General features: G+C 58.0%; 36 protein-coding genes. 30 read left to right on the forward strand and 6 right to left on the reverse strand.

Annotation, left to right across the window (positions count from 1 at the left end; genetic code table 11):
• Positions 1 to 9: 9 nt before the first annotated feature.
• The gene (locus OYT1_RS06080) at positions 10 to 918 is read right to left on the reverse strand and encodes a hypothetical protein (RefSeq protein WP_062627068.1); all 909 of its coding nucleotides are present in this window, start codon (positions 916 to 918) and stop codon (positions 10 to 12) included.
• 339 nt (positions 919 to 1,257) lie between these two features.
• Between OYT1_RS06080 and OYT1_RS06085 the strand changes: the two genes are divergently transcribed.
• The 12 genes from OYT1_RS06085 (at position 1,258) to OYT1_RS06140 (ending at position 9,872) form a co-directional block, all read left to right on the forward strand.
• A complete protein-coding gene (locus OYT1_RS06085; protein WP_062627069.1) occupies positions 1,258 to 1,476 on the forward strand; it encodes a helix-turn-helix transcriptional regulator in 219 nt (72 codons plus the stop codon).
• Positions 1,473 to 1,958 carry a hypothetical protein gene (locus tag OYT1_RS06090; RefSeq protein ID WP_062627070.1) on the forward strand — a complete coding sequence of 162 codons (486 nt, stop codon included), beginning with the start codon at positions 1,473 to 1,475 and terminating at the stop codon, positions 1,956 to 1,958. The genes OYT1_RS06085 and OYT1_RS06090 overlap by 4 nt, the downstream gene beginning before the upstream one ends.
• Entirely contained in the window at positions 1,955 to 2,776 is an 822-nt protein-coding gene (locus OYT1_RS06095) for an ATP-binding protein (RefSeq protein WP_035384378.1), read from the forward strand. Before OYT1_RS06090 ends, OYT1_RS06095 begins: the two co-directional genes overlap by 4 nt.
• Before the next feature lie 3 nt (positions 2,777 to 2,779).
• Positions 2,780 to 3,385 carry a hypothetical protein gene (locus OYT1_RS06100; protein ID WP_062627071.1) on the forward strand — a complete coding sequence of 202 codons (606 nt, stop codon included), beginning with the start codon at positions 2,780 to 2,782 and terminating at the stop codon, positions 3,383 to 3,385.
• Positions 3,386 to 3,394: 9 nt separating this feature from the next.
• On the forward strand, positions 3,395 to 3,877 hold the full coding sequence (locus OYT1_RS06105) for a DUF6511 domain-containing protein (protein ID WP_062627072.1): 483 nt from the start codon (positions 3,395 to 3,397) through the stop codon (positions 3,875 to 3,877).
• Positions 3,877 to 4,632 carry a hypothetical protein gene (locus OYT1_RS06110; protein ID WP_062627073.1) on the forward strand — a complete coding sequence of 252 codons (756 nt, stop codon included), beginning with the start codon at positions 3,877 to 3,879 and terminating at the stop codon, positions 4,630 to 4,632. Before OYT1_RS06105 ends, OYT1_RS06110 begins: the two co-directional genes overlap by 1 nt.
• Complete coding sequence (locus OYT1_RS06115; protein ID WP_062627074.1) at positions 4,629 to 4,973, forward strand: hypothetical protein; 345 nt, start codon at positions 4,629 to 4,631, stop codon at positions 4,971 to 4,973. The genes OYT1_RS06110 and OYT1_RS06115 overlap by 4 nt, the downstream gene beginning before the upstream one ends.
• A complete protein-coding gene (locus OYT1_RS06120) occupies positions 4,970 to 7,264 on the forward strand; it encodes a phage/plasmid primase, P4 family (protein ID WP_119283488.1) in 2,295 nt (764 codons plus the stop codon). Before OYT1_RS06115 ends, OYT1_RS06120 begins: the two co-directional genes overlap by 4 nt.
• Before the next feature lie 142 nt (positions 7,265 to 7,406).
• Positions 7,407 to 7,871: a crossover junction endodeoxyribonuclease RuvC gene (locus OYT1_RS06125; RefSeq protein WP_062627076.1), complete on the forward strand. Its 465-nt coding sequence runs from the start codon at positions 7,407 to 7,409 to the stop codon at positions 7,869 to 7,871.
• A gap of 1 nt (position 7,872) precedes the next feature.
• Positions 7,873 to 8,070: a hypothetical protein gene (locus OYT1_RS06130; RefSeq protein WP_062627077.1), complete on the forward strand. Its 198-nt coding sequence runs from the start codon at positions 7,873 to 7,875 to the stop codon at positions 8,068 to 8,070.
• The gene (locus OYT1_RS06135; protein WP_062627078.1) at positions 8,063 to 8,455 is read left to right on the forward strand and encodes a DUF6362 family protein; all 393 of its coding nucleotides are present in this window, start codon (positions 8,063 to 8,065) and stop codon (positions 8,453 to 8,455) included. The genes OYT1_RS06130 and OYT1_RS06135 overlap by 8 nt, the downstream gene beginning before the upstream one ends.
• A gap of 169 nt (positions 8,456 to 8,624) precedes the next feature.
• A complete protein-coding gene (locus OYT1_RS06140) occupies positions 8,625 to 9,872 on the forward strand; it encodes a site-specific DNA-methyltransferase (RefSeq protein WP_062627079.1) in 1,248 nt (415 codons plus the stop codon).
• Here the strand turns inward: OYT1_RS06140 and OYT1_RS06145 are convergent.
• The 3 genes from OYT1_RS06145 to OYT1_RS06155 are packed head-to-tail and all read right to left on the reverse strand — an operon-like array spanning position 9,857 to position 10,767.
• On the reverse strand, positions 9,857 to 10,321 hold the full coding sequence (locus OYT1_RS06145) for a DUF3489 domain-containing protein (protein ID WP_062627080.1): 465 nt from the start codon (positions 10,319 to 10,321) through the stop codon (positions 9,857 to 9,859). The genes OYT1_RS06140 and OYT1_RS06145 overlap by 16 nt on opposite strands.
• A 27-nt stretch (positions 10,322 to 10,348) precedes the next feature.
• On the reverse strand, positions 10,349 to 10,558 hold the full coding sequence (locus tag OYT1_RS06150; protein WP_062627081.1) for a DUF6900 domain-containing protein: 210 nt from the start codon (positions 10,556 to 10,558) through the stop codon (positions 10,349 to 10,351).
• Between the two features lie 11 nt (positions 10,559 to 10,569).
• Positions 10,570 to 10,767 carry a hypothetical protein gene (locus OYT1_RS06155; RefSeq protein WP_062627082.1) on the reverse strand — a complete coding sequence of 66 codons (198 nt, stop codon included), beginning with the start codon at positions 10,765 to 10,767 and terminating at the stop codon, positions 10,570 to 10,572.
• A gap of 117 nt (positions 10,768 to 10,884) precedes the next feature.
• Here OYT1_RS06155 and OYT1_RS06160 point away from each other — a divergent pair, with 117 nt between their 5' ends.
• The 16 genes from OYT1_RS06160 to OYT1_RS06235 all read left to right on the forward strand — a co-directional run bounded on the left by OYT1_RS06160 (position 10,885) and on the right by OYT1_RS06235 (position 21,287).
• On the forward strand, positions 10,885 to 11,259 hold the full coding sequence (locus OYT1_RS06160) for an HNH endonuclease (RefSeq protein WP_084612023.1): 375 nt from the start codon (positions 10,885 to 10,887) through the stop codon (positions 11,257 to 11,259).
• Positions 11,260 to 11,351: 92 nt separating this feature from the next.
• Positions 11,352 to 11,816: a phage terminase small subunit P27 family gene (locus tag OYT1_RS06165; protein WP_062627084.1), complete on the forward strand. Its 465-nt coding sequence runs from the start codon at positions 11,352 to 11,354 to the stop codon at positions 11,814 to 11,816.
• On the forward strand, positions 11,816 to 13,534 hold the full coding sequence (locus OYT1_RS06170) for a terminase large subunit (protein ID WP_062627085.1): 1,719 nt from the start codon (positions 11,816 to 11,818) through the stop codon (positions 13,532 to 13,534). The genes OYT1_RS06165 and OYT1_RS06170 overlap by 1 nt, the downstream gene beginning before the upstream one ends.
• Positions 13,535 to 13,563: 29 nt before the next feature.
• Complete coding sequence (locus OYT1_RS06175) at positions 13,564 to 14,844, forward strand: phage portal protein (protein ID WP_062627086.1); 1,281 nt, start codon at positions 13,564 to 13,566, stop codon at positions 14,842 to 14,844.
• Positions 14,834 to 15,757 carry a S49 family peptidase gene (locus tag OYT1_RS06180; RefSeq protein WP_062627087.1) on the forward strand — a complete coding sequence of 308 codons (924 nt, stop codon included), beginning with the start codon at positions 14,834 to 14,836 and terminating at the stop codon, positions 15,755 to 15,757. Before OYT1_RS06175 ends, OYT1_RS06180 begins: the two co-directional genes overlap by 11 nt.
• A 95-nt stretch (positions 15,758 to 15,852) precedes the next feature.
• Positions 15,853 to 17,145: a phage major capsid protein gene (locus OYT1_RS06185; RefSeq protein ID WP_062627088.1), complete on the forward strand. Its 1,293-nt coding sequence runs from the start codon at positions 15,853 to 15,855 to the stop codon at positions 17,143 to 17,145.
• Between the two features lie 116 nt (positions 17,146 to 17,261).
• Positions 17,262 to 17,714: a hypothetical protein gene (locus OYT1_RS06190; RefSeq protein WP_062627089.1), complete on the forward strand. Its 453-nt coding sequence runs from the start codon at positions 17,262 to 17,264 to the stop codon at positions 17,712 to 17,714.
• A 15-nt stretch (positions 17,715 to 17,729) separates the two neighbouring features.
• The gene (locus OYT1_RS06195; protein ID WP_062627090.1) at positions 17,730 to 17,960 is read left to right on the forward strand and encodes a hypothetical protein; all 231 of its coding nucleotides are present in this window, start codon (positions 17,730 to 17,732) and stop codon (positions 17,958 to 17,960) included.
• Positions 17,961 to 17,963: 3 nt separating this feature from the next.
• Positions 17,964 to 18,539, forward strand: a complete 576-nt coding sequence (locus tag OYT1_RS06200) for a head-tail connector protein (RefSeq protein ID WP_062627091.1) — start codon at positions 17,964 to 17,966, stop codon at positions 18,537 to 18,539.
• On the forward strand, positions 18,536 to 18,868 hold the full coding sequence (locus OYT1_RS06205) for a phage head closure protein (RefSeq protein ID WP_062627092.1): 333 nt from the start codon (positions 18,536 to 18,538) through the stop codon (positions 18,866 to 18,868). The genes OYT1_RS06200 and OYT1_RS06205 overlap by 4 nt, the downstream gene beginning before the upstream one ends.
• Positions 18,861 to 19,364, forward strand: a complete 504-nt coding sequence (locus tag OYT1_RS06210; protein WP_062627093.1) for an HK97-gp10 family putative phage morphogenesis protein — start codon at positions 18,861 to 18,863, stop codon at positions 19,362 to 19,364. Before OYT1_RS06205 ends, OYT1_RS06210 begins: the two co-directional genes overlap by 8 nt.
• Positions 19,361 to 19,759, forward strand: coding sequence for a tail completion protein gp17 (gene gp17, locus OYT1_RS06215; RefSeq protein WP_062627094.1), 399 nt, complete (start codon positions 19,361 to 19,363; stop codon positions 19,757 to 19,759). The genes OYT1_RS06210 and gp17 overlap by 4 nt, the downstream gene beginning before the upstream one ends.
• An 18-nt stretch (positions 19,760 to 19,777) precedes the next feature.
• Complete coding sequence (locus tag OYT1_RS06220) at positions 19,778 to 19,969, forward strand: hypothetical protein (RefSeq protein WP_062627095.1); 192 nt, start codon at positions 19,778 to 19,780, stop codon at positions 19,967 to 19,969.
• Positions 19,970 to 19,987: 18 nt separating this feature from the next.
• Positions 19,988 to 20,713: a hypothetical protein gene (locus tag OYT1_RS06225; RefSeq protein WP_062627096.1), complete on the forward strand. Its 726-nt coding sequence runs from the start codon at positions 19,988 to 19,990 to the stop codon at positions 20,711 to 20,713.
• A 2-nt stretch (positions 20,714 to 20,715) separates the two neighbouring features.
• Positions 20,716 to 21,036 carry a hypothetical protein gene (locus tag OYT1_RS06230; RefSeq protein WP_062627097.1) on the forward strand — a complete coding sequence of 107 codons (321 nt, stop codon included), beginning with the start codon at positions 20,716 to 20,718 and terminating at the stop codon, positions 21,034 to 21,036.
• Positions 21,037 to 21,050: 14 nt separating this feature from the next.
• On the forward strand, positions 21,051 to 21,287 hold the full coding sequence (locus OYT1_RS06235; protein WP_062627098.1) for a hypothetical protein: 237 nt from the start codon (positions 21,051 to 21,053) through the stop codon (positions 21,285 to 21,287).
• Here OYT1_RS06235 and OYT1_RS06240 read toward each other — a convergent pair.
• Together OYT1_RS06240 and OYT1_RS06245 are read right to left on the reverse strand one after the other, a co-directional pair.
• Complete coding sequence (locus OYT1_RS06240) at positions 21,277 to 21,555, reverse strand: type II toxin-antitoxin system RelE/ParE family toxin (protein WP_062627099.1); 279 nt, start codon at positions 21,553 to 21,555, stop codon at positions 21,277 to 21,279. The genes OYT1_RS06235 and OYT1_RS06240 overlap by 11 nt on opposite strands.
• On the reverse strand, positions 21,552 to 21,779 hold the full coding sequence (locus OYT1_RS06245) for a ParD-like family protein (RefSeq protein ID WP_035384501.1): 228 nt from the start codon (positions 21,777 to 21,779) through the stop codon (positions 21,552 to 21,554). The genes OYT1_RS06240 and OYT1_RS06245 overlap by 4 nt, the downstream gene beginning before the upstream one ends.
• A gap of 62 nt (positions 21,780 to 21,841) precedes the next feature.
• On the opposite strand from OYT1_RS06245, the gene OYT1_RS06250 reads away from it, so the two are divergent.
• Positions 21,842 to 24,571 carry a hypothetical protein gene (locus OYT1_RS06250; protein WP_062627100.1) on the forward strand — a complete coding sequence of 910 codons (2,730 nt, stop codon included), beginning with the start codon at positions 21,842 to 21,844 and terminating at the stop codon, positions 24,569 to 24,571.
• A 2-nt stretch (positions 24,572 to 24,573) separates the two neighbouring features.
• A complete protein-coding gene (locus OYT1_RS06255) occupies positions 24,574 to 25,179 on the forward strand; it encodes a DUF2460 domain-containing protein (RefSeq protein ID WP_062627101.1) in 606 nt (201 codons plus the stop codon).
• Position 25,180 lies beyond the last annotated feature (1 nt).

The following is a 25,180-nucleotide window of genomic DNA, read 5'->3' on the forward strand; positions in this document are numbered from 1 at the left end:
GCCAGAAAACTAAGGTTTAAGCTCAGCTATCTCGGGACAAGCCAGCTCGAGCAAACTTGTATTTAACGTTTGCGTAAACGTGTCAGTAAAATACTCCAGCGTAGCCAAATCATTAATAGTTATCTGAAACTTGTCTCCAGCTTTGAATGAAAAGAATAATCCCTTGTAATCTCGACAAAAATCTTCCAACTCTTGTGGGACAGTTGATGCACCATGAATAAAACAGTTCCTTATGAGCGCAATACCGCCAAGAGTTTTGCCTATATCTGTGTAATCGTACTCACCTTTGTATCCGCTTGGAATTTTAAGGCCGGTTTTATTTATAAAATTGTTAAAAACCTTCTCAAGACCATCGTAAAGTTTTTTTCGGTGCCAAGCCTCAAGTCTTTCAGACCATAAGCTAGTCCAGCAATTTTTCTTTTCCTCGCTTTCCAGCCTCTCTCGATGTGCTTTTCTATGCCCACTAAATTCAGGCCCTTTACAAATCTCGAGAGGATTTGCATCAAGATATGACCGAAATATTTTAAAGATAAATTCCTCCAAACAGGAATACATATTACAAAAAGCCCATGCAGATAACATCGGAATTGAGCTCTCATGAATCTTTGCTGCCATGTCCGCCTGCCATATTCTGACAGCCCCAAGCTTTGGTCCTGTTCCATCAACTGCATTTCTTATTCCGAAAACAGAAAACGCCTTATCTCCTTTGAGCCATTCTTCACCGTTGTATCTTTCAGTTGCAACGTGAAGACCATTGATAGTAACTGCCCAACGCAGAAAAATGCTGTGAAACACCCCACCGAAATCCATAACAATTTTGTTTGCTTCGCAAATCCATTGATTTTCAGCCGAGCATGGAAAATCAATCCATTTTATGGGTAAATCTTCCAAAATATCCGATGACATAATCGAGGTCATTTGCCTCTCAATAAAGTTAAGTTCTGTCCAAGATGTCTCGTGGCTGCTCATAAATTTTATAAAGGAATTGAATTAATTGATCATTATGGCCTATAGCACGCTTGCCAGACCATAACCAAATAAAATCGACGGAAATACTTCAATATGTGCAGAACTCGGCATTGGCCTCAACCAATCCGGGTTTTTTGTTATCTGTTCGCACGAATCGAGTTTGAGGAACGATTCCGAGGAATCTGCGGAATGGTTTGAGGAATCTCGCTTGAGAAATTCGCTTTACCGGTTGGCGGCACTCGTCGAGTACCCGAAACCGGTGACATCGAAACCATCAAGGAGACTCAAATGCAGCAACAAATCAGACACCTCAATCAAGGTGAACTCGCCACGCGCTGGGATTGCAGCGAAGCATCACTCGAGCGTTGGCGCTCGGAGGGCATCGGCCCCGTGTTCATGAAACTGCACGGTCGCGTGCTCTATCGCATCGAGGATATCGAAAGCTACGAGCAGCAATGCCTGCGCAGCGGCACCTCGAAACCGCTGGTCACGGGAGGTGCAGCATGAGCCACCTCACCCTCACGCCTTCCACGCTGCCGGACCTGTCGGTCAGCCAACTGGCGGCACTGTCGCAACAGGAATTGCAGGAGTTCGACATCTCGCTGGCAATGCTCGCGACCTGGGTGAAGTTGTCCCGTGATCGCCTCAACACTGCACTCGAACAACGCTATGGCGAACAGGCGCGCACTGCACTACTGGAATCGGGACGCGATTTCGGCGTGACGCATCTGTCCGATGGTCAGCTGCGTGTGACCTACGAGTTGCCCAAGCGCGTGTCATGGGATCAGGCGCAACTCTCCAAAATCGCCGAACGTATCGTTGCTGCCGGAGATCGCATTCAGGATTACATGGATGTCGACCTGTCGGTGTCGGAGTCGCGCTTCAACAACTGGCCGCCCGCACTCAAAGAACAGTTTTCCGCCGCACGCACCGTGAAACCGGGTAAACCAACCTTCCGTCTGGCACGCGTCGAAGGAGAATCAGCATGAGCGGACTTCCCATCATCTCTGCCGAACAACGCCGCGCAGAAAAGCGTGGCGTGAAGATGGCCTTGCTCGGCAAGAGTGGGCTTGGCAAAACCTCCCAGCTCAAAACGCTGGGCATCGACAACACACTGTTCATCGATCTGGAAGCAGGCGATCTGGCGGTGGCCGACTGGTCGGGCGACACCATCCGTCCGCGCACTTGGCCCGAGTTTCGCGATCTGGCGGTGTTTCTGGCTGGCCCCAATCCGGCACTGCCCGCCGAACTGCCCTTCTCACAAGCGCACTTCGATCACGTGTGTCAGCAGTACGGCGACCCGGCCAGTCTGGCCAAGTATCAAACCTATTTCTGCGACTCGATCACCGCCCTGTCACGCCTGTGCTTTACCTGGGCCAAGAGCCAGCCTGCGGCAATTTCGGAGCGCTCCGGCAAGCCGGACAGCCGGGGTGCTTACGGATTGCTCGGACAGGAAATGATCACCGCACTCACCCACCTGCAGCACGCACGCGGCAAGAACGTGGTGTTCGTCGCCATCCTCGACGAGAAGATCGACGACTTCAATCGCAAGGTGTTCATGCCGCAGATCGAGGGTTCCAAGACCTCACTCGAACTGCCCGGCATCGTTGATGAGGTCGTGACGCTCGCCGAACTCAAAGCGGATGACGGCAGCAGTTATCGCGCCTTCGTCTGCCACACGCTCAATCCATGGGGCTTCCCTGCCAAGGACCGGTCTGGCCGTCTGTCCATGCAGGAAGAACCGCATCTCGGACGACTGATCGCCAAGTGCGCAGCCGCCACCACACCTCAATCTGACAAGGAGTAAGCCATGAACTGGAATGATTTTAACGATGCCGAACAACAAACCTCATTCGACCTGATCCCGAAAGGGACGCTGGCCAAGGTGCGCATGACGCTCAAGCCCGGCGGTCACGACGATGCATCCAAGGGGTGGACGGATGGCTATGCCACCGAGAGCTTCGATACCGGCTCGATTTATCTGGCCGCCGAATTCGTCGTGCTCGAAGGCGAATATGCCAAACGCAAGCTGTGGAGCAACATCGGTCTGCATTCTGCCAAGGGCGATGCATGGGCCAACATGGGACGCACCTTAATTCGTGCGCTGCTCAATTCGGCTCATGGTGTGCAGCCTGCCGACCAATCGCCGGAAGCGCAAAAAGCCCGCCGCATCGCCAGCTTCGCCGCCATCGACGGTATCGAGTTCGTCGCACGCATCGATGTCGAAAAGGATGCCAAGGGCGAGAACCGCAACATCGTCAAACAGGCCATCGAACCCGATCACAAGGATTACGCCCGTCTGATGGGAATGACACCGAAGATCGGCAACCCATCCCAAGGTGGCCATTCCGGCTCAGCCGCACAACCCGCTCCGCAACGCCCTGCCGCAACCGGCAAACCGGCGTGGGCGCAATAAGGAGGGATCGTGAAATGCTGGATTTGTTCACGAGAGGCACGTGGCTTTGGAATCACAGACACGCGTTATGCCATCGGCGATGCAAGACGCTATCCGGTGCGCTGGGTGTTCTGCTCAAAGCGCTGTCAGGACGCATTTCATCGATTCTACAGCGTGCGCGTCGAGGCAGAACGCAAGGACGAGGAGCTGCCCATGATTGATGCGACTGAATTCGAGCAGGCCGCGATGCGCGGCTGCCTCAAGGCGTTCGGCAGTGCAGCGGGCGAGATCGGTTACGCCAAACCGCTGGGCGACTACACCGAAGCGGACGCCTTGCGGGTGATTGATGCCATCGTCACCTGCTTCGTCAATGCGATGGCCGATCGCTACGGCTCAACCGGCTTCAACTTCCCACCCGTTCGCGGGTTGGCTGAAGTAGTGCAGGACCCGTTCAGCGATCTCAAGAACGACCTGCCGTGGGAAGAAGGTACTGCACAGAAAGGCGGTGCGTAATGCTGGATTTCAATCACCGCCCCAAGTTGCACGACCTGATCACCGCCCACATCGATGTGGCACTGGTGGCAGAACGCGCAGAGCAAACCCGTCGTACCTACCTCGGGGCCTCCCGCTTAGGCGTGGCATGTGACCGCGCGTTGCAGTTCGAGTTTGCCGGAGCCCCTGCCGATCCAGGTCGTGATTTCGACGGGCGCGTGCTGCGCATCTTCGAGGTTGGGCATGTGCTGGAAGATATGACGATTCGCTGGCTGCGTCTGGCCGGATTCGACCTGCATACCCGCACGCGTTCCGGCGGCCAGTTTGGCTTCTCGGTTTGTGACGGTCTGATCCAAGGTCATGTAGACGGCATCATCATGGGCGCACCGGATGATCTGGGCTGCACATTCCCGATGCTGTGGGAGTGCAAAACCATGAACGCGCAGAACTGGCGGGATTGCGTGAAGCGCGGCGTGGCTGTCTCCAAACCGGTGTATGCCGCACAGATGGCGATCTACCAAGCCTACATGGAAGGCACGGTTGATGGCATCAGCCGCAATCCCGCGCTGTTCACCGCGATCAACAAGGACACGCAGGAGATCTGGTTTGAGCAGGTTGATTTCGATGCGGCACTGGCGCAGCGCGCATCCGATCGTGCCGTGAAGATCATCGCGGCCACCGAGCATGGCGAGTTGCTACCGAGATCGTTCAACGATGCCACGCATTTCGAATGCAAGTTCTGTTCATGGCAGGAACGGTGTGGGAGGTCGGCATGAACGCGGCCCTGATTCCAAAAGCGTCGAGCAAGCCACCGGTGCCACTGATCGGCATGCGCGCCATCGAGCGGATGCTGTTGCGCCATGTGTTTGCACCCGTGCCGGAAGCGAAGCTGATCGTGGCGGTGATTTGTCAGGGCATCGCCGATGCGGCTGTGCTCGAGGACTACACCCGGCGCAGAGCGTATCAGTTTCTGCTGGGCAGCGATCTCGACCATCTCGCAGACCTCGTCGAACTCAACCCGGAATTTGTCAGGGAGGTGGCGCGCCGGGCGCGCTATCTCACCACACAGAAAACGCCGAAACCTAAAAAACGAACCAGAAAGTCAGGTGCAAGATGATGGATTTCAACGATACGACGGCTCAAGCAAGCCCAAGCCGCGAAATAGAACGCGAGGAGATTCGGCAGGCGTTACTCGCCCAACTGGAGTCAGTGCTGTTCACACTGTTTCCTGCTGGCAAGAAGCGTCACGGCAAGTTTCACATCGGTGATGTGTTGGGCAGCCCCGGCGACAGTCTGGAGATCGTGCTCAGCGGTGAGAAAGCCGGTCTGTGGACCGACCGGGCCGAAGGCAGTGGCGGCGACATCTTCGATCTGCTTGCTCGACACCATGGCTGCGATGCACACAACGATTTCACCAGTGTCCTGCAGCATGCGCGTGATCTGGTAGGACGCGCGCCTGCCCTGCCTGCCCGTAAAACCAAACGCGAAGCGCCGGTCGACGATCTCGGCCCTGCCACCGCCAAGTGGGACTATCAGAATGCAGCTGGCAATCTGATTGCAGTAGTCTATCGCTACGACCCGCCCGGTCGCCGCAAGGAGTTCCGTCCATGGGATGCCAAGCGCCGCAAGATGTCGCCACCCGATCCGCGCCCGCTCTACAACCAACCTGGCATCGCTGCGTCCAGCACCGTGGTACTGGTCGAAGGCGAAAAATGCGCGCATGCACTAATTGCGATCGGCCTGTGCGCCACCACCGCGATGCACGGAGCCAAGGCTCCCGTCGATAAAACCGACTGGTCGCCACTCACTGGCAAGTCGGTCGCCATCTGGCCGGACAAGGACAAACCGGGCTGGGAGTATGCACAGTCAGCCTCGCAGGCTGTGTTGGCGGCTGGTGCAATATCGTGCGCCATTCTGCTACCACCCGAAGATCGTCCGGAAGGCTGGGATGCAGCAGACGCGATTGCAGAAGGCTTTGATGTCGCGGCATTCATCGCCAGCGGCCCGCGCATTGAAATACACCTGCCGGATGACGAACATGACTCCGACGATACAGACGAGCAAGAACAAGCCGAGCAGACGGTATGGGGTACCGAGGATGCACTGGCGCTCTCCTTCACCCGTCGCTATCAGCGAGATTGGCGTTATGTCGCGGCATGGGGCAAGTGGCTGATGTGGGACGGTCAGCGCTGGCGTACCGAGGATACCTTGGCGGCAACCGATCTGATTCGCCATGTCTGCCGCCATGCCGCAGTGCGTTCTGACAATCCCAGAGTAGCCGCCAAACTGGCCGGTTCAAGCACGATCAGTGGTGTGGAACGTCTTGCCCGTGCCGACCGTCGCCATGCGGGCAACACGGAAGAGTGGGATGCCGACATCTGGTTGCTGAACACGCCCGGAGGTGTCGTCGATCTGCGCACGGGACGAATGCGGGCGCATTGCCGGGAAGACCGGATGACCAAGATCACCACTGCCACGCCAAAGGGCGACTGCCCGACATGGAAGGCGTTTTTAGCTGATGTGACTGGCAACGATCCGGAGCTGATGAGCTACCTGCAACGCATGGCGGGTTACGGCATGACTGGCGTCAGCAGCGAACATGCGCTGTTCTTCCTGTACGGCACGGGAGCCAACGGCAAGAGCGTTTTCCTGAATGTCCTCTCCACGATTCTGGGTGACTACGCGGCAAATGCACCGATGGACACCTTCATGGAAACACGCTCCGACCGGCACCCCACCGATCTGGCCGGATTGCGTGGAGCGCGTTTCGTGTCGGCGACCGAAACCGAACAGGGACGTCGCTGGAATGAATCCAAGATGAAGGAAATCACCGGTGGCGACCGGGTATCCGCACGCTTCATGCGGCAGGACTTTTTTACGTTCATTCCACAATTCAAGCTCTTCATCGCGGGAAATCATAAACCGTCGATTCGCAATATCGACGAGGCGATGAAACGCCGCATGCATCTGGTGCCCTTCACCGTCACGATTCCGGCAGAACGGCGTGACGGGAATCTGACCGTGAAGTTGCTCAGGGAACGCGACGGCATTCTGGCATGGATGCTCGAAGGTTGCCTTGCATGGCAAAAGGAAAAACTCATTCGCCCCGAGAAAGTGATCGCCGCCACCGACGAGTACTTCGAAGCGGAAGACTCGATTGGCCGCTGGCTCGAGGAACGCTGTGTGCGCAAAGACACTGCCAAATCTCTCACCGCAGAACTATTCAGCGACTGGAAACGTTGGGCTGACGATTCCGGTGAATTCGCAGGCTCACAGCGGCGCTTCTCCGATCTGCTGCTCACTCGTGGCTTGGAGAAGTGGCGCAACAACTCCGGCATACGCGGCTTTCAGGGTATCGGACTTCGGGAATTACCGACTGATAGACGCATGCCTTATGCGGAAAACTGAAACATACAACCGACTGATTTTATTGATAACTGACGCAGACTGACATAGCTACTGATTTACCCCTACACGTGCGCACGTAAGAGGTTAACCGGCATAAGCGTCAGTCTGCGTCAGTCGCCCCAAACACACAAGGAATACTGACATGCAAAACACAATACTCGCCCTCGATCTAGGCACGACAACCGGCTGGGCATTGATGCCCCGCGACGGCAGCATCACCAGTGGCACCGAATCATTCAAACCGCACCGCTTTGAAGGCGGCGGCATGCGATTCCTGCGTTTCAAGCGCTGGCTGACCGAGATCAAGCAAACCTCTGACGGCATCGATGCCGTGTATTTCGAGGAAGTGCGGCGTCATCTGGGCGTGGATGCGGCCCACGCCTACGGCGGCTTCATGGCGCATCTGACCGCTTGGTGCGAACACCACCAGATCCCGTATCAGGGTGTTCCGGTCGGCACGATCAAAAAACACGCTACGGGTAAAGGCAACGCCAGCAAGGACGAGATGATTGCGGCGATGAAGTCACGCGGTCATTCACCCGCCGATGATAACGAAGCGGATGCGCTGGCGCTGCTTCACTATGCTCTGACGCAGCAGGAGGTGTGAGATGAAGCCACAACCCTATCGCTGCCCGCTGGGCAAGCTGCAACCGCAGACCACCGACCTTGATGCCGTCAAGGAATCCGGATGGCGCGAGCAACACATCCTCGTGGTGAATGAAGCCGATGAGCGTCTGGATTTCGTTGAGCGAGAGATCGTGCGCCGCATCGGTGAGCGCCTGTACGGAAGGAAGCGCAATGGATGACTGGAGTATCGACGAGGTGGAAGCCCGATTTTCGGAGGCGGCAGAAACAGCGCGGCGCTTGCCGCCTGCCCGCGTGATGGGCTATCTCAACGTATGGCCGATTCTGCTGCGCATGGCTCCGGAACGCGCCCCGGCGGATGACGAGGTGCATCACTTTCCGCCATCCCCTGCGGCCATCGACCGGATGCTGGAAGTCACACGCTGGGTGCAGTGGCTTGATACCGAATCACGGCATATCGTGTGGATGCGCGCAGATCGCTGCGAGTGGTCGCAGATCGCCAGACGGTTCGGTTGTGCAGTCAGGACGGTTCAGCGCAGACGCAAGATTGCGCTGTCCATCGTGACAGAGCATCTGAATGGAGTGAGTGAAGTTGCGGCAAGTTGATAGCGGGTACGAACACATGCGTAAAGATGAGTATTGGTGCGGGTTTCAAGCGTTTTTTAGGGTGTCGCGTTTGGAAGATTTTCTGCTAATATTTGTGCCATGTTCGAAGTTTGAACGACCCCATTCAACACATCCCCCAAACCGCCCGCGAGGCGGTTTTTTTACGCCCATGGAAAAGCTAAACATCGAATATCGCCCGGTCGAATTGCTGGTTCCGTTCGTGAACAACGCCCGTACCCACAGCGATGAGCAGGTCGCACAAATCGCGGCCTCAATCCGTGAGTTTGGTTTTAACAACCCAATCTTGGTGGATGGCGAACGTGGCTTGATCGCAGGCCACGGCAGGCTGCTCGCCGCACGCAAGTTGGGACTGGACACCGTGCCGGTCATCGAACTGGCGCATCTGTCTCCCACGCAAAAGCGTGCCTACATTCTGGCCGACAACCGCCTCGCTGAAAACGCCGGATGGGACAAGGAACTGCTGGCGCTGGAACTGGCCGATCTCAAGCTCTCCGAGTTCGATCTCAATCTGCTGGGCTTCAGTGGCGATGAACTCGACGAGTTGCTGAATGCTGCAAACAAGGAAGGCTTGACCGACGACGATGCCGTACCTGAAGTAACAGAGAATTCCGTTTCACGCACCGGTGACGTTTGGCTGCTGGGCAATCACCGCCTGCTCTGTGGCGATGCCACCAAGCAGGAGGATTACCAACGATTGCTGGGTGCCGAACTGGTCGACATGACGTTCACCGACCCGCCCTACAACGTGAACTACGCCAACACGGCAAAAGACAAACTGCGCGGTAAAAACCGCCCCATCCTGAACGACAACTTGGGCGATAACTTCGGTGAGTTTCTCACTGCAGCCTGCACCAATATCCTGTCGGTCACCAAGGGTGCCGTGTATGTCGCGATGAGTTCATCCGAACTCGACACGCTGCAATCCGCGTTCCGTGCTGCCGGTGGCAAGTGGTCAACGTTCATCATCTGGGCCAAGAACACTTTCACGCTCGGACGCGCTGACTATCAGCGCCAGTACGAGCCGATTCTGTACGGCTGGCGCGACGGAGCCGATCACTTCTGGTGCGGCGCACGCGATCAGGGCGATGTCTGGCAGATCAAGAAACCTGCCAAGAACGATCTGCACCCAACCATGAAGCCGGTGGAACTGGTGGAGCGCGCCATCCTCAACAGCAGCAAGAGCCGCGACATCGTGCTCGATCCGTTCGGCGGTTCCGGCACCACACTGATCGCCGCCGAAAAGTCAGGTCGGCAAGCGCGCCTGATCGAACTCGATCCCAAGTACGTGGATGTCATCGTGAAGCGCTGGCAGGACTACTCGGGAGGCCGTGCCACCCGTCAATCGGATGGCATGGCGTTTGACGAGCTGGTTGAGGTTGTTCAGCCAGCGATGTAATACACCCGCTCGCCGCCAACCTCTTTGCTTGAGGTGATGTCGAGTCCCAGTTTCTTCTTGAAGGCTCCGGCGAAGGTGCCGCGCACGGTGTGCGATTGCCATCCCGTGGCTGCGCAAATCTGGTTGATGGTGGCCCCCTCCGGTCGTTTGAGCATGGCAATGACTTCCGCCTGCTTGCTGTTGGCGCGTGTGCGCCGCTGTTCGGGTTCTGTTGGCTGAGTAGCCTCACAGCCCGGACGTGCCACACCCAGCGCATCGTAACCCTCGGCTGCCACGCACCAGCCATCCCCGTCGCGGGTGATCAGCGCGCGGTTGAACAGGGAATCGATCACCTTGTTGCGCGCGCCGCCCTTGATGTTGTCGGGAAACCAGTCGAGTTTGCCGCTGGTGTGCTGCACGGCGTGTTCGAGAATCTGGCGCTGTGTGTCGGTGAGTTTGATGTCGGTCATGGTGTTCTCCTCGTGGATTGATGTTGATTAAGGTTGTGCGGCAATTTCGGCTTCGCTGGCTTTGGGCGTTTGGAGCCCGACTTCGCATCCGGCCATGAAGGCGGCGTGCAAGGCTTCCTTGATGCGCCACACCGCGACATCGTGAAAGTCCAGTCGGTCGCTGTGGCGTGTTTCCAGCGTCTCGATGTCGAGGTGCATCTCGGCGATCAGGGTCAGGATGGTGTCGAGTTGGTTCATGGCGTATCTCCTTAAACGTTGTGGATTTTTGCGGCCTTGTCGAACCCGACCCAAGCACCGTTTTTGTCGAGGCCGCGTGCAGCCAGTTCTTCGCGGGCAATCAGGTTCAGGTCCAGCTCGCCGCGTGCGACCGCTGCCAGCACCTTAGTTATTGCTGTCTGGATAAAACCGATTTCGTCGACCGTAAATTCGTTGCTTGTGTAGCTCATTTTGTTTGCTCCGTTGTTGTTGATGACGGTGACATGAACGCTTCATTTTTTAAGTTAATCAACTGGTTTCTGAACAAAGTACCAGTACCGTTTGTTAACTGTTGTTGATTACCTCCAATGCCCCGCAAAGCCCCCACACCCTGCCGTCACCCCGGTTGTCCGGTAGTGCTGGAGGTGTCCGGCTACTGCGACAAGCATCGTGCGGCGATGCACCGTGATTACGACCGGACACGCCGACACGAACCTGAGCGGGCGTTCTACAAATCACTGGCGTGGCAGCGCACACGAGCGGCGTTCCTGCGGGCACACCCGTTGTGCTGTGCATGTGAGGCGAAGGGTTTGATTGTTGCAGCACGGGTGGTCGATCACATCCAACCGATCAAGTCGGGTGGTGACCGCCTCGACTGGCGCAACCTGCAGGCGTTGTGCATTGCCTGTCACAACCGCAAGACCACCAGCGAGTGGCAATCGCGCAGGCATACCACCCCCTAGGGGGTATGAATCTCTACAACCCGCACGCAGTGGACCGGACGCCTGCCCAAATTTTTGTGCGTGCAAAATGAAAAACTTTTTTTGTGGAAACCATGGCCGGACGTAAACCCCTTCCCGTTGCGATCAAGAAGATCAAAGGGACGTTGCAGAAGTGCCGCACCAATCCGCGTGAGCCGAAGCCCACTGGCGTGCTGTGCTCGCCACCCGAGTACATGTCCGAGGGTGCCAAGGAGGCGTGGCGCTACGCGGTGGAGAATTCACCGCCCGGCTTGCTGTCGGCACTGGATGGTGCGGTGCTGGAACGCTGGGCGAATTGCTCCGGCATGTATCGCGAGGCACTGGCCAAGATCAACCAGACCGGGGTGTCCGGCATGCTGGTCAAAACCCCCAGCGGCATCTTGCGGCGCTCGCCGCTGATGGACGTGATCCGTGACCTGGCGCTTGAGATGAAAAGTTACGAAACCGAGATGGGCTTCACCCCGGCATCGCGCTCGCGCGTCACGCTGCCCTCGGGCGGTTCTGAACCGGCTGATCCATGGTCGGAGATCGCAGGCTGATGGCGGCGCGCAACTATGCTGCCATCGCCCGCCAGTATGCCGAGTCCGTTGTCGCGGGAGACACGCCCGCCTGTCGCTGGGTGCAACTGGCCTGCCAGCGGCAACTGAACGATCTGGCCAAATTCCGTGGCAGGAACAGTCCGTACCGCTTCAACCCGAAGCTGACGGATCGAACAGGCAAAGCCTACTACCCTGCCGACAACCTGTGCGCCTTCATTGAACGGTTGCCGCATGTGAAAGGGCCTCTGGCTGGTGAGTCGATCAAGCTGGAGCCGTGGCAGGTGTTCATCCTCGCCACCGTGTTCGGCTGGGTCAAACCGAATGGTCGTCGCCGTTTCCGGCGTTCCTACATCGAGGTGCCGCGCGGTAATGCCAAGTCGACACTCTCCTCGGCGGTCGCGCTGTACATGCTGACCGCCGATGGTGAAGGTGGTGCCGAAGTGTATTCACTGGCGACCACCCGTGATCAGGCGCGCATCGTGTTTGGCGATGCACAGACCATGGCACGCAAGTCCGCCGGGTTCCGTAGTCGCTTTGGTGTGAACGTCGGCGCGCACAACATGAACGTGCTGACCAGCGGCTCAAAGTTCGAAGCACTGTCGGCGGAAGGTTCGACCCTCGATGGTCTGAACATCCACTTCGGTTGCGTCGACGAATTGCACGCGCACAAGTCGCGCACCGTCTATGACGTAGTGGAGACCGGCACGGGCAAGCGCGACAACTCGCTGCTGTGGGTCATCACCACCGCAGGCAGCAACCGCGCGGGGATTTGCTACGAGGTGCGTACCTTCGTCACCCGACTGCTCGATGGCGTGTTCGAGGACGACAGTCAGTTCGGCATCGTCTACGGCATCGATGACGGTTCCGAGGTGGACTGGACATCCGAGTCGGCCTTGGTCATGGCCAACCCGAACTGGAACATCTCGGTGCGTCCTGAAGTGTTGTTGCCGCTGCAGGCCAAGGCGATGCAGATGCCGAGCGCGGTCAACAACTTCAAGACCAAGCACCTGAACGAGTGGGTCAATGCAGACACGGCATGGATGGACATGCGCGCTTGGGATGCCTGTTCTGATGCCACGCTCGATCTGGACAATTTTAGCGGCCAGCCATGCTGGATCGGTCTGGATCTGGCAAGCAAGACCGACATCGCAGCCTTGATGCTGGTGTTCCAGCATCCGCACATGGCTGGAGCCTATGCCGTATTCGGACGTTACTACCTGCCAGAAGACACGGTCAACTCTTCGGCCAACAGCCAATACTCCGGCTGGATGCGCGCAGGCAGGCTGACGGTGACACCCGGCAACGTGATCGACTTCGGCTGGATCGAGGCCGACCTGATCGACTTTGCCTCCCGCTTCGAGATTCAGTCGGTGGCGTTCGACCCGTTCCAAGCTACGCAACTCTCCACCCGCATGATCGCGGAGGGATTGCCGATGCTGGAGGTGCGCCCCACCGTGCTCAATTTTTCCGAGCCGATGAAGACGCTGGAAGCACTGGTGCTGCAAAAGAAACTCATCCACGACAGCGACCCGGTGCTGGGCTGGATGGCCTCCAACGTGGTGGCACATCTGGATGCCAAGGACAACATCTATCCGCGCAAGGAACGACCCGAGAACAAGATCGACGGCATCGTGGCACTGATCATGGCGATCTCCCGCGCAATTTTGCCGGGTGATGCGGTGGTGCTGGATAGCGATTACGAATTGATGATGCTGTAACCAACTTTGACTGGAATTGGCGAATGGGGATGTTTGATTTCTTGTCGCGCTGGCGTGCTTCCAGCAGCGACCGTTCGCCATGGGGTGACTTCTGGTTCGAACCGGTCAGTGCGCGCAGCAGTAGCGGCATGCGTGTATCGGCAGATGCGGCACTGCGTTTGTCAGCGGTGTACGCCGCCGTGCGTATCCTGTCGGAAACCATGGCCTCACTGCCCTTCGTTCTGTATCGGCAGCGCGCCGATGGCGGCAAGGAACGCGTGACCGAACACTGGCTATATGACCTGTTCGCCAAGCGTCCGAACCGCTTTCAAAACCCGTTCGAGTGGCGCGAAATGCTGCAGGGCCATCTGGCGTTACGCGGCAATGCGTACAACCGCATCGTGTCGAATGCGCGCGGTGAGATCATCGAACTGATGCCGATCCATCCGGATCGGATTCGCATGGAGTTGCTGCCCAACGGTGACTACCGCTATCGCGTGACCGACCGGCTGGGGAATGAAACGATCGTGCCGCGCGGCGAGATCTGGCATCTGCGCGGCCTGTCCTCCGATGGCCTGCTGGGTATGAGTCCGATCGAACTGGCACGCGAGAGCATCGGCATGGCACTGGCAGCTCAAGATTATGGTGCACGCTTCTTTGCCAACGATGCCAAGCCCACCGGTGGCTGGATCGAGTTTCCGGGATCGTTCAAGGATAACGATGCCAAGCGGGTGTTCCGCGAGTCGTATCAACAGGCACAGTCGGGAGCCAATCGCGGCAAGGTGCTCGTGCTGGAAAACGGCATGAAATTCCATGAGGTCGGTGTGACCAACAAGGATGCGCAGTTCCTCGAACTACGCAAATTCCAGATCACCGACATTGCGCGGCTGTTCCGCGTGCCGCCGCACATGATCGGCGACCTGGACCGAGCTACCTTCAGCAACATCGAACAGCAAAGTCTCGAATTCGTCATGCACACCATGACCCCATGGGCCGAACGCTGGGAAGCCAGCATCGAAGCCGACCTGCTGCTCGATGACGACAAACTGGAAGTGGAATTCGATTTCGCCAACCTGATGCGTGGCGATGCCGCCAGTCGTGCCGGTTATTACCAGAGCGGCATTCAAAATGGCTGGCTGACCCGCAACGAAGCGCGTATCGCAGAAAACCTCGACCCGATCGACGGACTGGACGAACCGCTGCGACCACTCAACATGGTCGAGAACTCCGATGTCGAGGAAGCCGAAGGCGAAGCTAAACCGACCAAGCAACCCACAGCACCTCGATCACCCGCTGATTCAGAACAGAAAGACGCCGAAGATGAAACGTGAACTCCTGCTGGCCGAGTTTCTGGCCACACCATGGGCAATGATGCCCGAGCGACTGGCTGCCGTAACCTCGGTCATGAACCGATGGTCACGCGGTGATGCCGCCACCCAAGCCGCACTGAAACAGGTCGCGGCAGATCAGTCGGCACGCAACACGCGTCGCCAAGCGCTGGCCAACTCGGCTGGCAACGGCATCGCGGTATTGCCACTGTATGGGGTCGTCACCCAGCGCGGCAACATGGTCGACGATGTGTCTGGTCCCGGCAGTGTCAGCACACAACTGTTTGCAGCGGCCTTGCGCGATGCCATTGCCGATCCTGCGGTCGGCAGCATCCTGATCGACATCGACAGTCCCGGCGGCAGTGTCTATGGCGTGGCCGAACTGGCCGACGAGATCGCTGCGGCCCGTAGCCAGAAACCGGTAGTCGCCATCGCCAACAGTCTCGCAGCCTCGGCTGCCTACTGGATCGGTGCGCAGGCCTCCGAACTGTATGTCACGCCCGGTGGCGAGGTGGGCAGCATCGGTGTGTGGCAGGCGCACTTTGATTATTCCGAAGCGATGTCTCGTGATGGTGTAAAGCCCACGCTGATTTCGGCGGGCAAATTCAAGGTCGAAGGTAATCCCTACGCACCACTGGATGACGAGGCCCGCTCGTTCCTGCAATCGCGCACCGACGATTACTACGCCGCCTTCACCAAGGCCGTCGCAAAGGGACGTGGTGTCGCCATCTCGCAGGTGCGGGAGGGTATGGGACAAGGGCGTGTATTGGGTGCCGATGCTGCACTGGCCGAGAAAATGGTTGATGGCATCAGCACCTTTTCCGATGTCCTCAAAAAAATGCAGCGTGATGCAAAGTCATCGAAGCCAAAGGCATCCCGCCTCGCCATCGCCCGTCGCGAACTGGAAATTCTGTAGCAAACCCCGCGAGTAATCGCACCTCAAATCTGACCGCAACGTTGCGGTTTTTTATCGCCCGCCTCGTGCGGGTTTTTTATTTGGAGAACCCAAGCATGAGCAAACAACTACGAGCGTTACAGGCACGCAAGAGTGCGCTGGTCAAAGAGGCCCGCGCATTGACTGATCTGGCGGCAACCGAATCCCGCGACATGACCGATGCCGAGGTCACCGCCTTCGATGCGTTACGCGGAAAAATCGATGCGGCCTCGGCATCCATCGACCGCGAAGCTGCCCTGATCGCCGAAGAAGCACGGTTGTCGGCAAGCAACGCCCTCGGGGTGGTGGTCACCGATAACCGCGAACTGGACCCCAAGCGCGGCTTCGCCAGCATTGGCGAATTCATGCAGGCAGTGTATCTGTCGCAGAAACCCGGCAAGTCGATGGATGAACGCCTGTTCATAGGTGCTGCAGCACCGACCAGCTTTGGTAACGAGAGTGCCGGTCAGGATGGTGGTTTCTTGGTGCCGCCCGATTTCTCCAAGGAAATTTTCCGGCTGAGTCTGGGCGAGGATTCGCTGATGCCGCTGACCGACAACGTCGAGATCACGGCAAACAGCATGGCCTTCCCCAAGGATGAAACCACGCCATGGGGTACCAACGGCATTCGTGCCTACTGGCAAGGCGAAGCAGCGGCGGCCAATGCCACCAAACCGGTGATGGGTCTGTCCACCTTGCGGCTCAAAAAGCTGATGGCACTGGTGCCGACCACCGACGAGTTGCTGGACGATGCCAGTGCCCTGACCAGCTACCTGCCGGACAAGGTCGCCACCTCGATCCGCTGGAAGACCAACGAATCCATCCTGTTCGGTGCGGGTAACGGCATCCCCATCGGCTGCATGAACGCCGGTGCCGTGGTGACGGTCGCGAAGGAAACCGGTCAGACCACACAAACACTGGTGCCGCAGAATCTGGCCAAGATGATCGCGCGCCTGCCACCCGGCTCGTTCGGCAACGCGGTGTGGATCATCAACAACGATGTGCTGCCCGCGCTGTTCACGCTGTCGCTTGGCAACTACCCGATCTACCTGCCCAACGGACTGACGGTCGGCGGTATCCAGGTCTCACCCTACGGCACCTTGCTGGGTCGTCCGGTGATCGTGTCGCAGCACGCCAACACCTTCTCGTCGCAGGGTGACGTGATGCTGGTAGACCTGTCGTACTACCAGACCATCACCAAGGCCGGTGGCTTGCAGACGGCGACCTCGATGCATCTGTATTTCGATGCCGATCTGACCGCATTTCGCACCACCTTCCGCATGGATGGACAGTCGAAGATCGCCAGCGCGATCGATCCTGCCAAGGGCAGCAGCAAGCTGTCGCCATTCATCCAGCTGGCCGCACGCTAACCAGCGACTTGGCACGCGTCGTTTGAGTGCTTAGTCGATTGGCTATGCAGAGCTAATCGTTAAACCCCTATCGGGCGGGACAGTCTCCCGCCTGAACTTTTACAGGAGATTCCAATATGTTTCCCAACGCAAAAGGCAGCGAACTGATGTCCATTCTCGCCACCGTCGATCCGGTCAGTCAGGCAGTTGGTACTGTCACCACCGGCTGGATTTCAGTGGCGAATTTCCATGCCCTCATGGCCATTCTTGAAACCGGTGCGCTGGGCGTAGCAGGTACGGTGGATGCAAAACTGCAGCAGGCACTGGATGCAGCCGGTACCGGGGTGAAGGACATCACCGGTCGCGCCATCGTGCAATTCACTCAGGTGGGCGGTGGCAGTGCCAAGCAGGCCCTCCTCAATCTGAAACCCGAAGATCTGGATATCGCCAATGGCTATGGATTCGTGCGTCTGTCGATCACGGTCGGAGTCGCTGCGAGTGTCGTGGCAGCTCAGATCATCGGCCTCAATCCGCGTTATGCCGATGCGGATGCCTTCAACCAAGCGGCTGTAACGCAGATCATCTACTGATAACGGAGGCAACTCATGACCCGTCACATTCGCTTCACCGAAAACTTCCACGCCGTCGATGGCGCGGGCAACAGCAGCATCAAATACCGCGCAGGAGAAACTTATCCGGCGACAGAGGAAACAGAACGTCTGACTGCCAGCGGCATCGCGGTAGCGGTTGAGATTGCCGACGAGCCCACTCCTGCGATCGATGCGATTGATGCGCCCGCCACTGATCCAGCCTCCGCCGATACACCCGTGAGCTAACCCATGCCGTTGCAACTCGTCACCCCTCCCGCACTGGAGCCGGTCACCCTCAGTGAAGCCCGACTCCACCTGCGGGTGGACACGGCGGACGACGATCCTCTGATCGGCGCGCTGATCTCGGCGGCCAGATTGCACGCGGAGATGCTGACTGCCCGGCAGTTTCTGCCCGCACGCTGGCGCTTGGTGCTGGATCGGTTCACGCCAATGGTTCTGCTCAACCGTTCGCCGGTCGTGAGCGTGGTCAGTGTGCGATACCTGGACATGGGCGGCCTCTGGCAAATCATGCCCGCGACCGACTATGTCGTGGAGTCGAGTTCCGAACCGGCGCGCATCACGCCTGCCTTCGGCAAGATCTGGCCGCCCACCCTGCCGCAGATCGGCAGTGTAGAAATTCTGTTCGATGCTGGTTATGCCGATGCCACCAAGGTACCGGATGGCATCAAGCGCTGGATGCTGCTGCGTGTCGGCAGCCTGTACCAGCACCGCGAGGAAATGAGCGTGTTGCCTGCCGGACGTATCGATCCGCTGCCGTTCGTGGACAGCCTGCTCGACCCATACCGGGTGGTGACCTTGCTATGAGCGTGCGTGTCTCGGCAGGACGTCTGGATCGTCGCATCACGCTCCAGCAAAAAACCATCACGCGCGGCAATCTGGGTGGTCATCAGGAAGTGTGGACGGATATTGCAACCGTGTGGGCGGAAGTGCGCGAGCTGTCCGGTCGGGAAATCTTCAATGCCAAGGCGGTCGGTAGTTCCGCCACCCGCATGATCACCTTGCGCCACCGAGCTGACGTGCATGCGGATCAGCGCGTGGTTTTTTCAGATGGGCGCATTGCGCGTATCGAATGGCTGCGCCGCACCGAGCGCCACGAATATCTCGAACTATATTGCCTCGACCTCGATGACTGATTTCAAGATTAACGGACTCGCCGAACTGCAGAAGCTGCTCGACGAACTGCCTGCGCGTATCGAAGCAAATGTCGTGCGCGGTGGTGTACGTGCCGGAGCACGGGTGATAGCCGATGAGGCCAAACGTCTCTGCCCCATCGGCGGTGTAGAAAACAGTACCCGCGCAGGCGAGCAACCCGGCGCATTGCGTGATTCGATCCGGGTATCGGCCAAGTCACAGCGAGGCCGTGTCACCGCCACCATCAAGGCCGGTGGCAAAAACGGTGTGTTTTATGCAGGCATGGTCGAGTACGGCACAGCCCGTCACCTGATCAAGCCGAAGAATCGCAAAAGCCTGCTCCTTGCCGGTGTCGCGCGCGAAACGGTCCAGCATCCCGGTGCCAAAAAGAAACCCTTCATGCGTCCGGCACTGGATGGCAAGGCTGCCGATGCGGTGGAAACCATGGCCGATTACGCGCGTACTCGCCTGCCGCTCGAAATCGAGAAGATGAAATGAAATCCGAAACCGTCATCAAGTCATTGCTGGATGTATCAGTTGATCTCACTGCACTGGTTGGCACGCGCATCTATCTGGATACCCGGCCCGAGGCGGACTTACTGCCTGCCGTGGTGTTCGAACTGATCAGTGATCGACCGGACACGCCCGCCTTTCCCGGCACGAATAGCGAGATGTGCACGGCGCGCATGCAGGTGAACTGTCTGGCACGAACGGCAGAATCGGCTGTTGCCCTACGCGAGGCTGTCAAAGCTGCCTGCCATCTGCATTACGGCGTGATCAATGGCATCGCGGTCACCGCCTGTTTGCAGGACCAGTGCGGTGCCGACAGTTACGACGCACTGGTGGACATCTACACCAAGCCGGTCGATTTCATTTTGCGCTACCTGCGCTAACTTCAAAAGGAATACCCCATGGCCAAAACCGACCCTGCCACACCCGTGGCAGCCATCGACGCGTCTGCAGTCATCGAGGTCTGGTTCACCGATCTGCTGGCAAGCCTGCCTGCACTTCGCGAAACCGACACCTACAACCCGCTACGGGCGGCACTCGACGACCTCAAGGTGCGATTGCAACCCGCAGCACCTGTCCCACCCACCCTTTAATCTCAGGAGACAACCACCATGAGTCTGACCTTTGGTAGCGGATTTCTGTACGGCATCAATGCCGCCGCGAACTCGACGCCGATCAAACTCGGCAAATTGCAGGATGTGTCGTTCGACTTCTCGTTCACGCTGAAGGAGCTGCGCGGACAGAGCCAGTTTCCGCTGGATGTGCGACGCGGTTCCGGCAAGCTGACCGGCAAGGCAAAATTCGCCGAACTGAACGGGCGCGCGCTGAACGACCTGTTCTTTAGCGGCACCTCGGCGACCGGTCTGCTGCTCTCGGCAGTGAACGAAGTCGGTACGGTCACCACCGCCACGGTGACGGTTGCCAATGCCGCCACTTTCGATACCGATCTGGGCGTAGTGTATGGCGCAACGGGCCTGCCGCTGACCAAGGTAGCGAGTGCACCGGCTGCCGGTCAGTACAGCGTGTCGGTCACCGGCGTGTATACCTTCAACACCGCCGACAATACCAAGCAGGTGCTGATCGACTATCTGTACAACGCCACCACCGGCGGCAGCAAGATCACGCTGGGCAATGCGTTGATGGGCAACACGCCAACCTTCATGGGCGTGTTCAGCGCACAGGTCGGCGGCAAGACCAACACTCTGAAACTCAACTCCTGCACCTCGTCGAAACTGGCGCTGGCAACCAAGTTGGAAGACTACGCCATCCCCGAAATGGACTTCGAGGCGATGGCCGATGCAACCGGCTCTCTTGGCATCTTCTCTGTGGCGGACTAATCATGATCAACGGTAAAACAATCACCCTCTCGGGGCGCGAGTTTATCGCCCCACCGGTCAACTGGGCCACCTTCAAACAGTTCAAGGCGGAATTTGCCGAAATCCAGAAGGGAACGTGGGTGCCGGACTTCGATGTCATGGGTACCATCATCCTGCAGGCGTTGCAGCGCAACTACCCTGAACTGACCGAAGCGGAACTGGGCACGCTGCTCGACATCGGCAACATGGGACAAGCGTTCTCGGCGGTAATGAATGCCAGCGGTTTTGAGGATCGCGCGCCGGGGGAGGTTCACGCGGCGAGCTCATCGACTGGGACGAACTGACTGCGCACATTGCCATGAGTACCGGTTGGTCGTGGGACACCATCGATCGGGAAATGGATTTGATGCGGCTTGCCGCGCTGAATCATTACTGGGACAGGCATCCCCCGCTACACCTGATGGTGCAAAGCTATCTCGGTATCAAACCGGTGTCGCGTAGTTCAGCTTCATGGCAACGGGAAGCGGACAACACAGAGCGGGATGTTCAGGAATTTGCCGAGATGTTTACAGCGGCAGGCGGACTTAGCGCTTGAGATCGCGGTAAAAATTCTCGTGAGAACCTATGGCTTCCAGATAAACCAACTGGACACCTTCGTCGAGTGTGTAGCCCAGCAGATAGAGCTGTCCTTGACTACGAAATTTGTAGACTAACAACTCAGCGAGATCACCTTTTTTACGCTCGCCGATGGAAGGTTTCTCAGCAACTAGTTCGACTGCATTATCGACATCTGCCGCGACGTTATCGTGCAGTTTCTTGTACTGACGGGCAAAGCGCCGCGTCTGTTCAACGGTGTAACTCATGCACGGCGACTGCGTGGCACGAACGGTGTTGCCTGATCGCGTGGCTCACGCATTGAGGCCAAAGCTTCCGCCACAAAACTAACTGGCAAATCCGGATTGTCGAGTGATGCACGACCAACCATGGCCCAATACTCAATCTGTCCTGCGATTGTACGGTGCTCAACCTGCGCTTCGGTGCGCGCCTGCTCGTACAGCGTGTCGTCGATTCTAACTGGCATACCCATTTTGGCTCTCCCAATAACATTTACTACAAAAGTAGCGACATTGTAGACCCGAAGGACTGAATATGGCAACCACCATCGGCACCATCGAAATCGAGATGGCCGCGAATATCGCGCGTCTGTCTGCCGATCTCGGGGCCGCACGCAATGAAGTCAATCGCACCATGGGTGAGATTCAGCGTTCGGTGTCCAGCATGCAGGATGGCATCCAGTCTGGCATGAATGGTGTCACGGCAGCGTTTGGCAAGGTGAATGTTGCCCTCGCAGCCATCACCACGGCACTGGCCGGAGGTGCTGCCTTCAAGAGTGCCGTGGAAGAAACGGTCAATATGACCAAAGAGGCCAATGCGCTGGGCAAGTCGCTCGGCATCTCGGCGACCGAAGCGTCCATCCTCAACATCGCACTGGGCGACATCTACCAGTCCAGCGACACCATGCTGGCCGCCAACAAGGCGATGACGAAACAACTGGTCAGCAACGAGGACGCGTTCAAGTCATTGGGCGTTGCCACCCGCGATCAGAACGGTCACTACCGCAACAGCCTGGACATCATGCTGGACGTGAACGGACGGCTGCTCGCCTTCCGCGAAGGCACGGATCGCAACATCGAAGGCATGAAGGTCTACGGCAAGGCGTGGGGTGAAGTCCAGGGCATCCTGAAACTCAACACCGAGTTGATGGAAGCCTCGCGCACCAAGGCGCGTGAACTGGGGTTGGCCGTCGGCGCAGAAAACGTCGAAGCCACGGCACGCTATCGCGCCGCCATGAATGACGTGGGCGATGTAATCTCGGCGGTCCGCAAAACCATCGGTGATGCGATGCTGCCGCGCCTGACTGAAACCGCCAACTGGTTCGCCAATATCGGACCTCAGGCGGTCGAAGTCATGCGCGCCGTGATGGAAACTTTCGTATCCGTTTCCAGCAGCGTGAGTACAGCCGTTTCTGCGGCATGGAATGCAATTGCCGATGTATTTGTCACGGTGGTCGAGGTAGTCAAAGCGGCGCTTGGCGATGGCAGTCCCTCGATCTCCGGCATGCAGTTGTTCAAGAACATGTGCGCCGTAGTCGAGATTGCGGTCATCGCCCTGCGCACGGGCTTTCAGGAATCGTTCGCCGCGATTGGTCTGGCTGTTGAGCTGGTCGTGATCGGTCTGAAGGAGTTTGGCCAGATCGCTGCTGCCGCCCTTCGTCTCGACTGGGCCGGTGTGAAGCAGGCATGGGCCGATGGTTCGGCAGCGGCTGCCGAAGCGGTCGAACGCAATGCCGCGCGTATGTCCAAGGCCGCCGCTCAGGCTCGTCAGGATATGGGCGCTGCCGTAGAGCGTGCCTATGCCGATCCCAAGCAACCCACACCCACTCAGGCTAAAACCGGCGGCCAGCAATCGTCCGGCAAAACCGACTCAGGCGCAAAACCAAAATCGCGTATCAAGGATTTTGAGGCGGGACTGGTCGAACTCAAGGCTGCACGCGATCGCGAGAATGATCTCAATCACACATTTTTTGAATTCTCCAAGGAACAGGAACGCGCCTACTGGCAGAACATTCTGCAGACCCGCAATTTGTCCAAAGAGGAGCGGATTGCCGTAGAGCGCAAACTGCTCGATGCCTCGCTGGCCGTACACAAGGAAGCGGCACAAGCCCAGCAGGAAGAGATCAAGCGCCAGATCGATGCCACCCGCGCAGGATCGCTCGAGCGTGTTCAGCTCACGATGCAGGCCGCCGCCAAGATCGGTGAGCAATATGGTCTGGAAAGTCGGGAGTATCGCAAGGCGCAGGACGAGGTCCGCCGTGCCGCAATCGAACGTGCCAAGGAAATCGAAAAGATGGAACAGATGCAGGTCGATGCCAGACGCAATGCCAGCCTGCACGGCCTTGCCATGGAACGTGACCGGCTGAGTCAGTCCAAACAACTCGGTGACATTTCCGGCGCGGAAGAACTGGCCGCCCTGCGCGATCTGGAAGAACGCAAATACCGCATCGAGCTGAAGGCTGCCGAAGATCGTGCCGCGCTGGTTGCGGCTGACCCGATCGCATACCAGCAGGCAATGGACAAGATAGCCCAGATCAAGCAGCAACATGATCTGGAAATGCAGCGCAACAGTGCGGCGATGGCGCTGGAACAACGTCAGGAAGCACTGCAGATGTTCCAGCCCTTCACCAACGCTTTTGAAAAAAGCATCAACGGCATGATTCAGGGCACGCTCATCTTCAGTCAGGCGATGCGCAACATGGCGCAATCCATCGTGCTGGAGTTCGTCAACATGGGCGTGAAGATGGTGGCGCAATGGCTGGCTGCAGAAGCGGCCAAGACACTGGCCTCCCGGACCGGTACTGCGGTGCGCAGCACACTGGAACAATCTGCCGCCGTCGCCAGCAAGTCGATCGCGGTCACCAGTGCCAATGTGGAAATCGGTGCCAAGGCAGCCGGTGCCGCAGCGGGTGCAGCGCAATCACAAGCCTCTATCCCGTTTGCCGGATGGGGACTGGCTGCCGCCGCGTTTGCCTCGGTCATGGCCTTGGTGCTGGGCGCGAAGAGTGTTGTCGCATCGGCTGCCGGAGGTTTTGATATTCCGGCGGGCTTGAATCCGATGACGCAGTTGCATGAGCGCGAGATGGTGCTGCCTGCCGAGCATGCGGACACGATTCGTGGCCTGTCCGGCACGGGCGGACAACAACCCATCAACATCCAGTTGAGCACGTTCGATACCCAAGGTGTGAAACGCTTTCTGATGGACAACGGCAACGTGATCGCCGATTCCCTGCGTGCGCAGGCCAGAAACTTTAAAACCGTCTAGTCATGAGCAATCAGGTCTTTCCAACGCTACCGGGGCTGACCTGGAATGTGGTACGCGCCCCCCAGTGGGCGACCCGCATCCAGAAAGCCGTTTCCGGCAAGGAGTTCCGCAGTGCATGGATGTCGGCACCGATCTACACGTTTCGGTTGTCCTACGAGGTGTTGCGCGAAGCGGCCAGTTATCAGGAAATCCAGCAACTGGTCGCATTCTTCAATAATGTGCGTGGCTCGTTCGACTCGTTCCTGTATTCCGACCCGAACGACAACAGCATCACCGCGCAAAACTTCGGTACCGGCAACGGCGTGCAAACGGCCTTTCAGTTGATGCGCAGCTATGGCGGCAATCTGGAAGCAGTCGGCCAGTTGAACGGCACACCCTCGCTCTACCTCAACGGGGTGCTGCAAGCTGCAGGTTTTACGGTCGGCAGTACCGGGCTGGTGACGTTCACCACGGCACCCGTGGCAGGTGGCGCACTGACCTGGACCGGCAGCTACTACTACCGCTGTCGTTTCCTGCAGGACACGCTGGAATTCAACGAATTCATGAACAGCCTGTGGGAAGCCAAGAAGGTCGAGTTTATCGGCTCCCTCACACCCAACCGCATCTGAT

The sequence above is a fragment of the Ferriphaselus amnicola genome (genome assembly GCF_000974685.2).
Taxonomy (GTDB): domain Bacteria; phylum Pseudomonadota; class Gammaproteobacteria; order Burkholderiales; family Gallionellaceae; genus Ferriphaselus; species Ferriphaselus amnicola.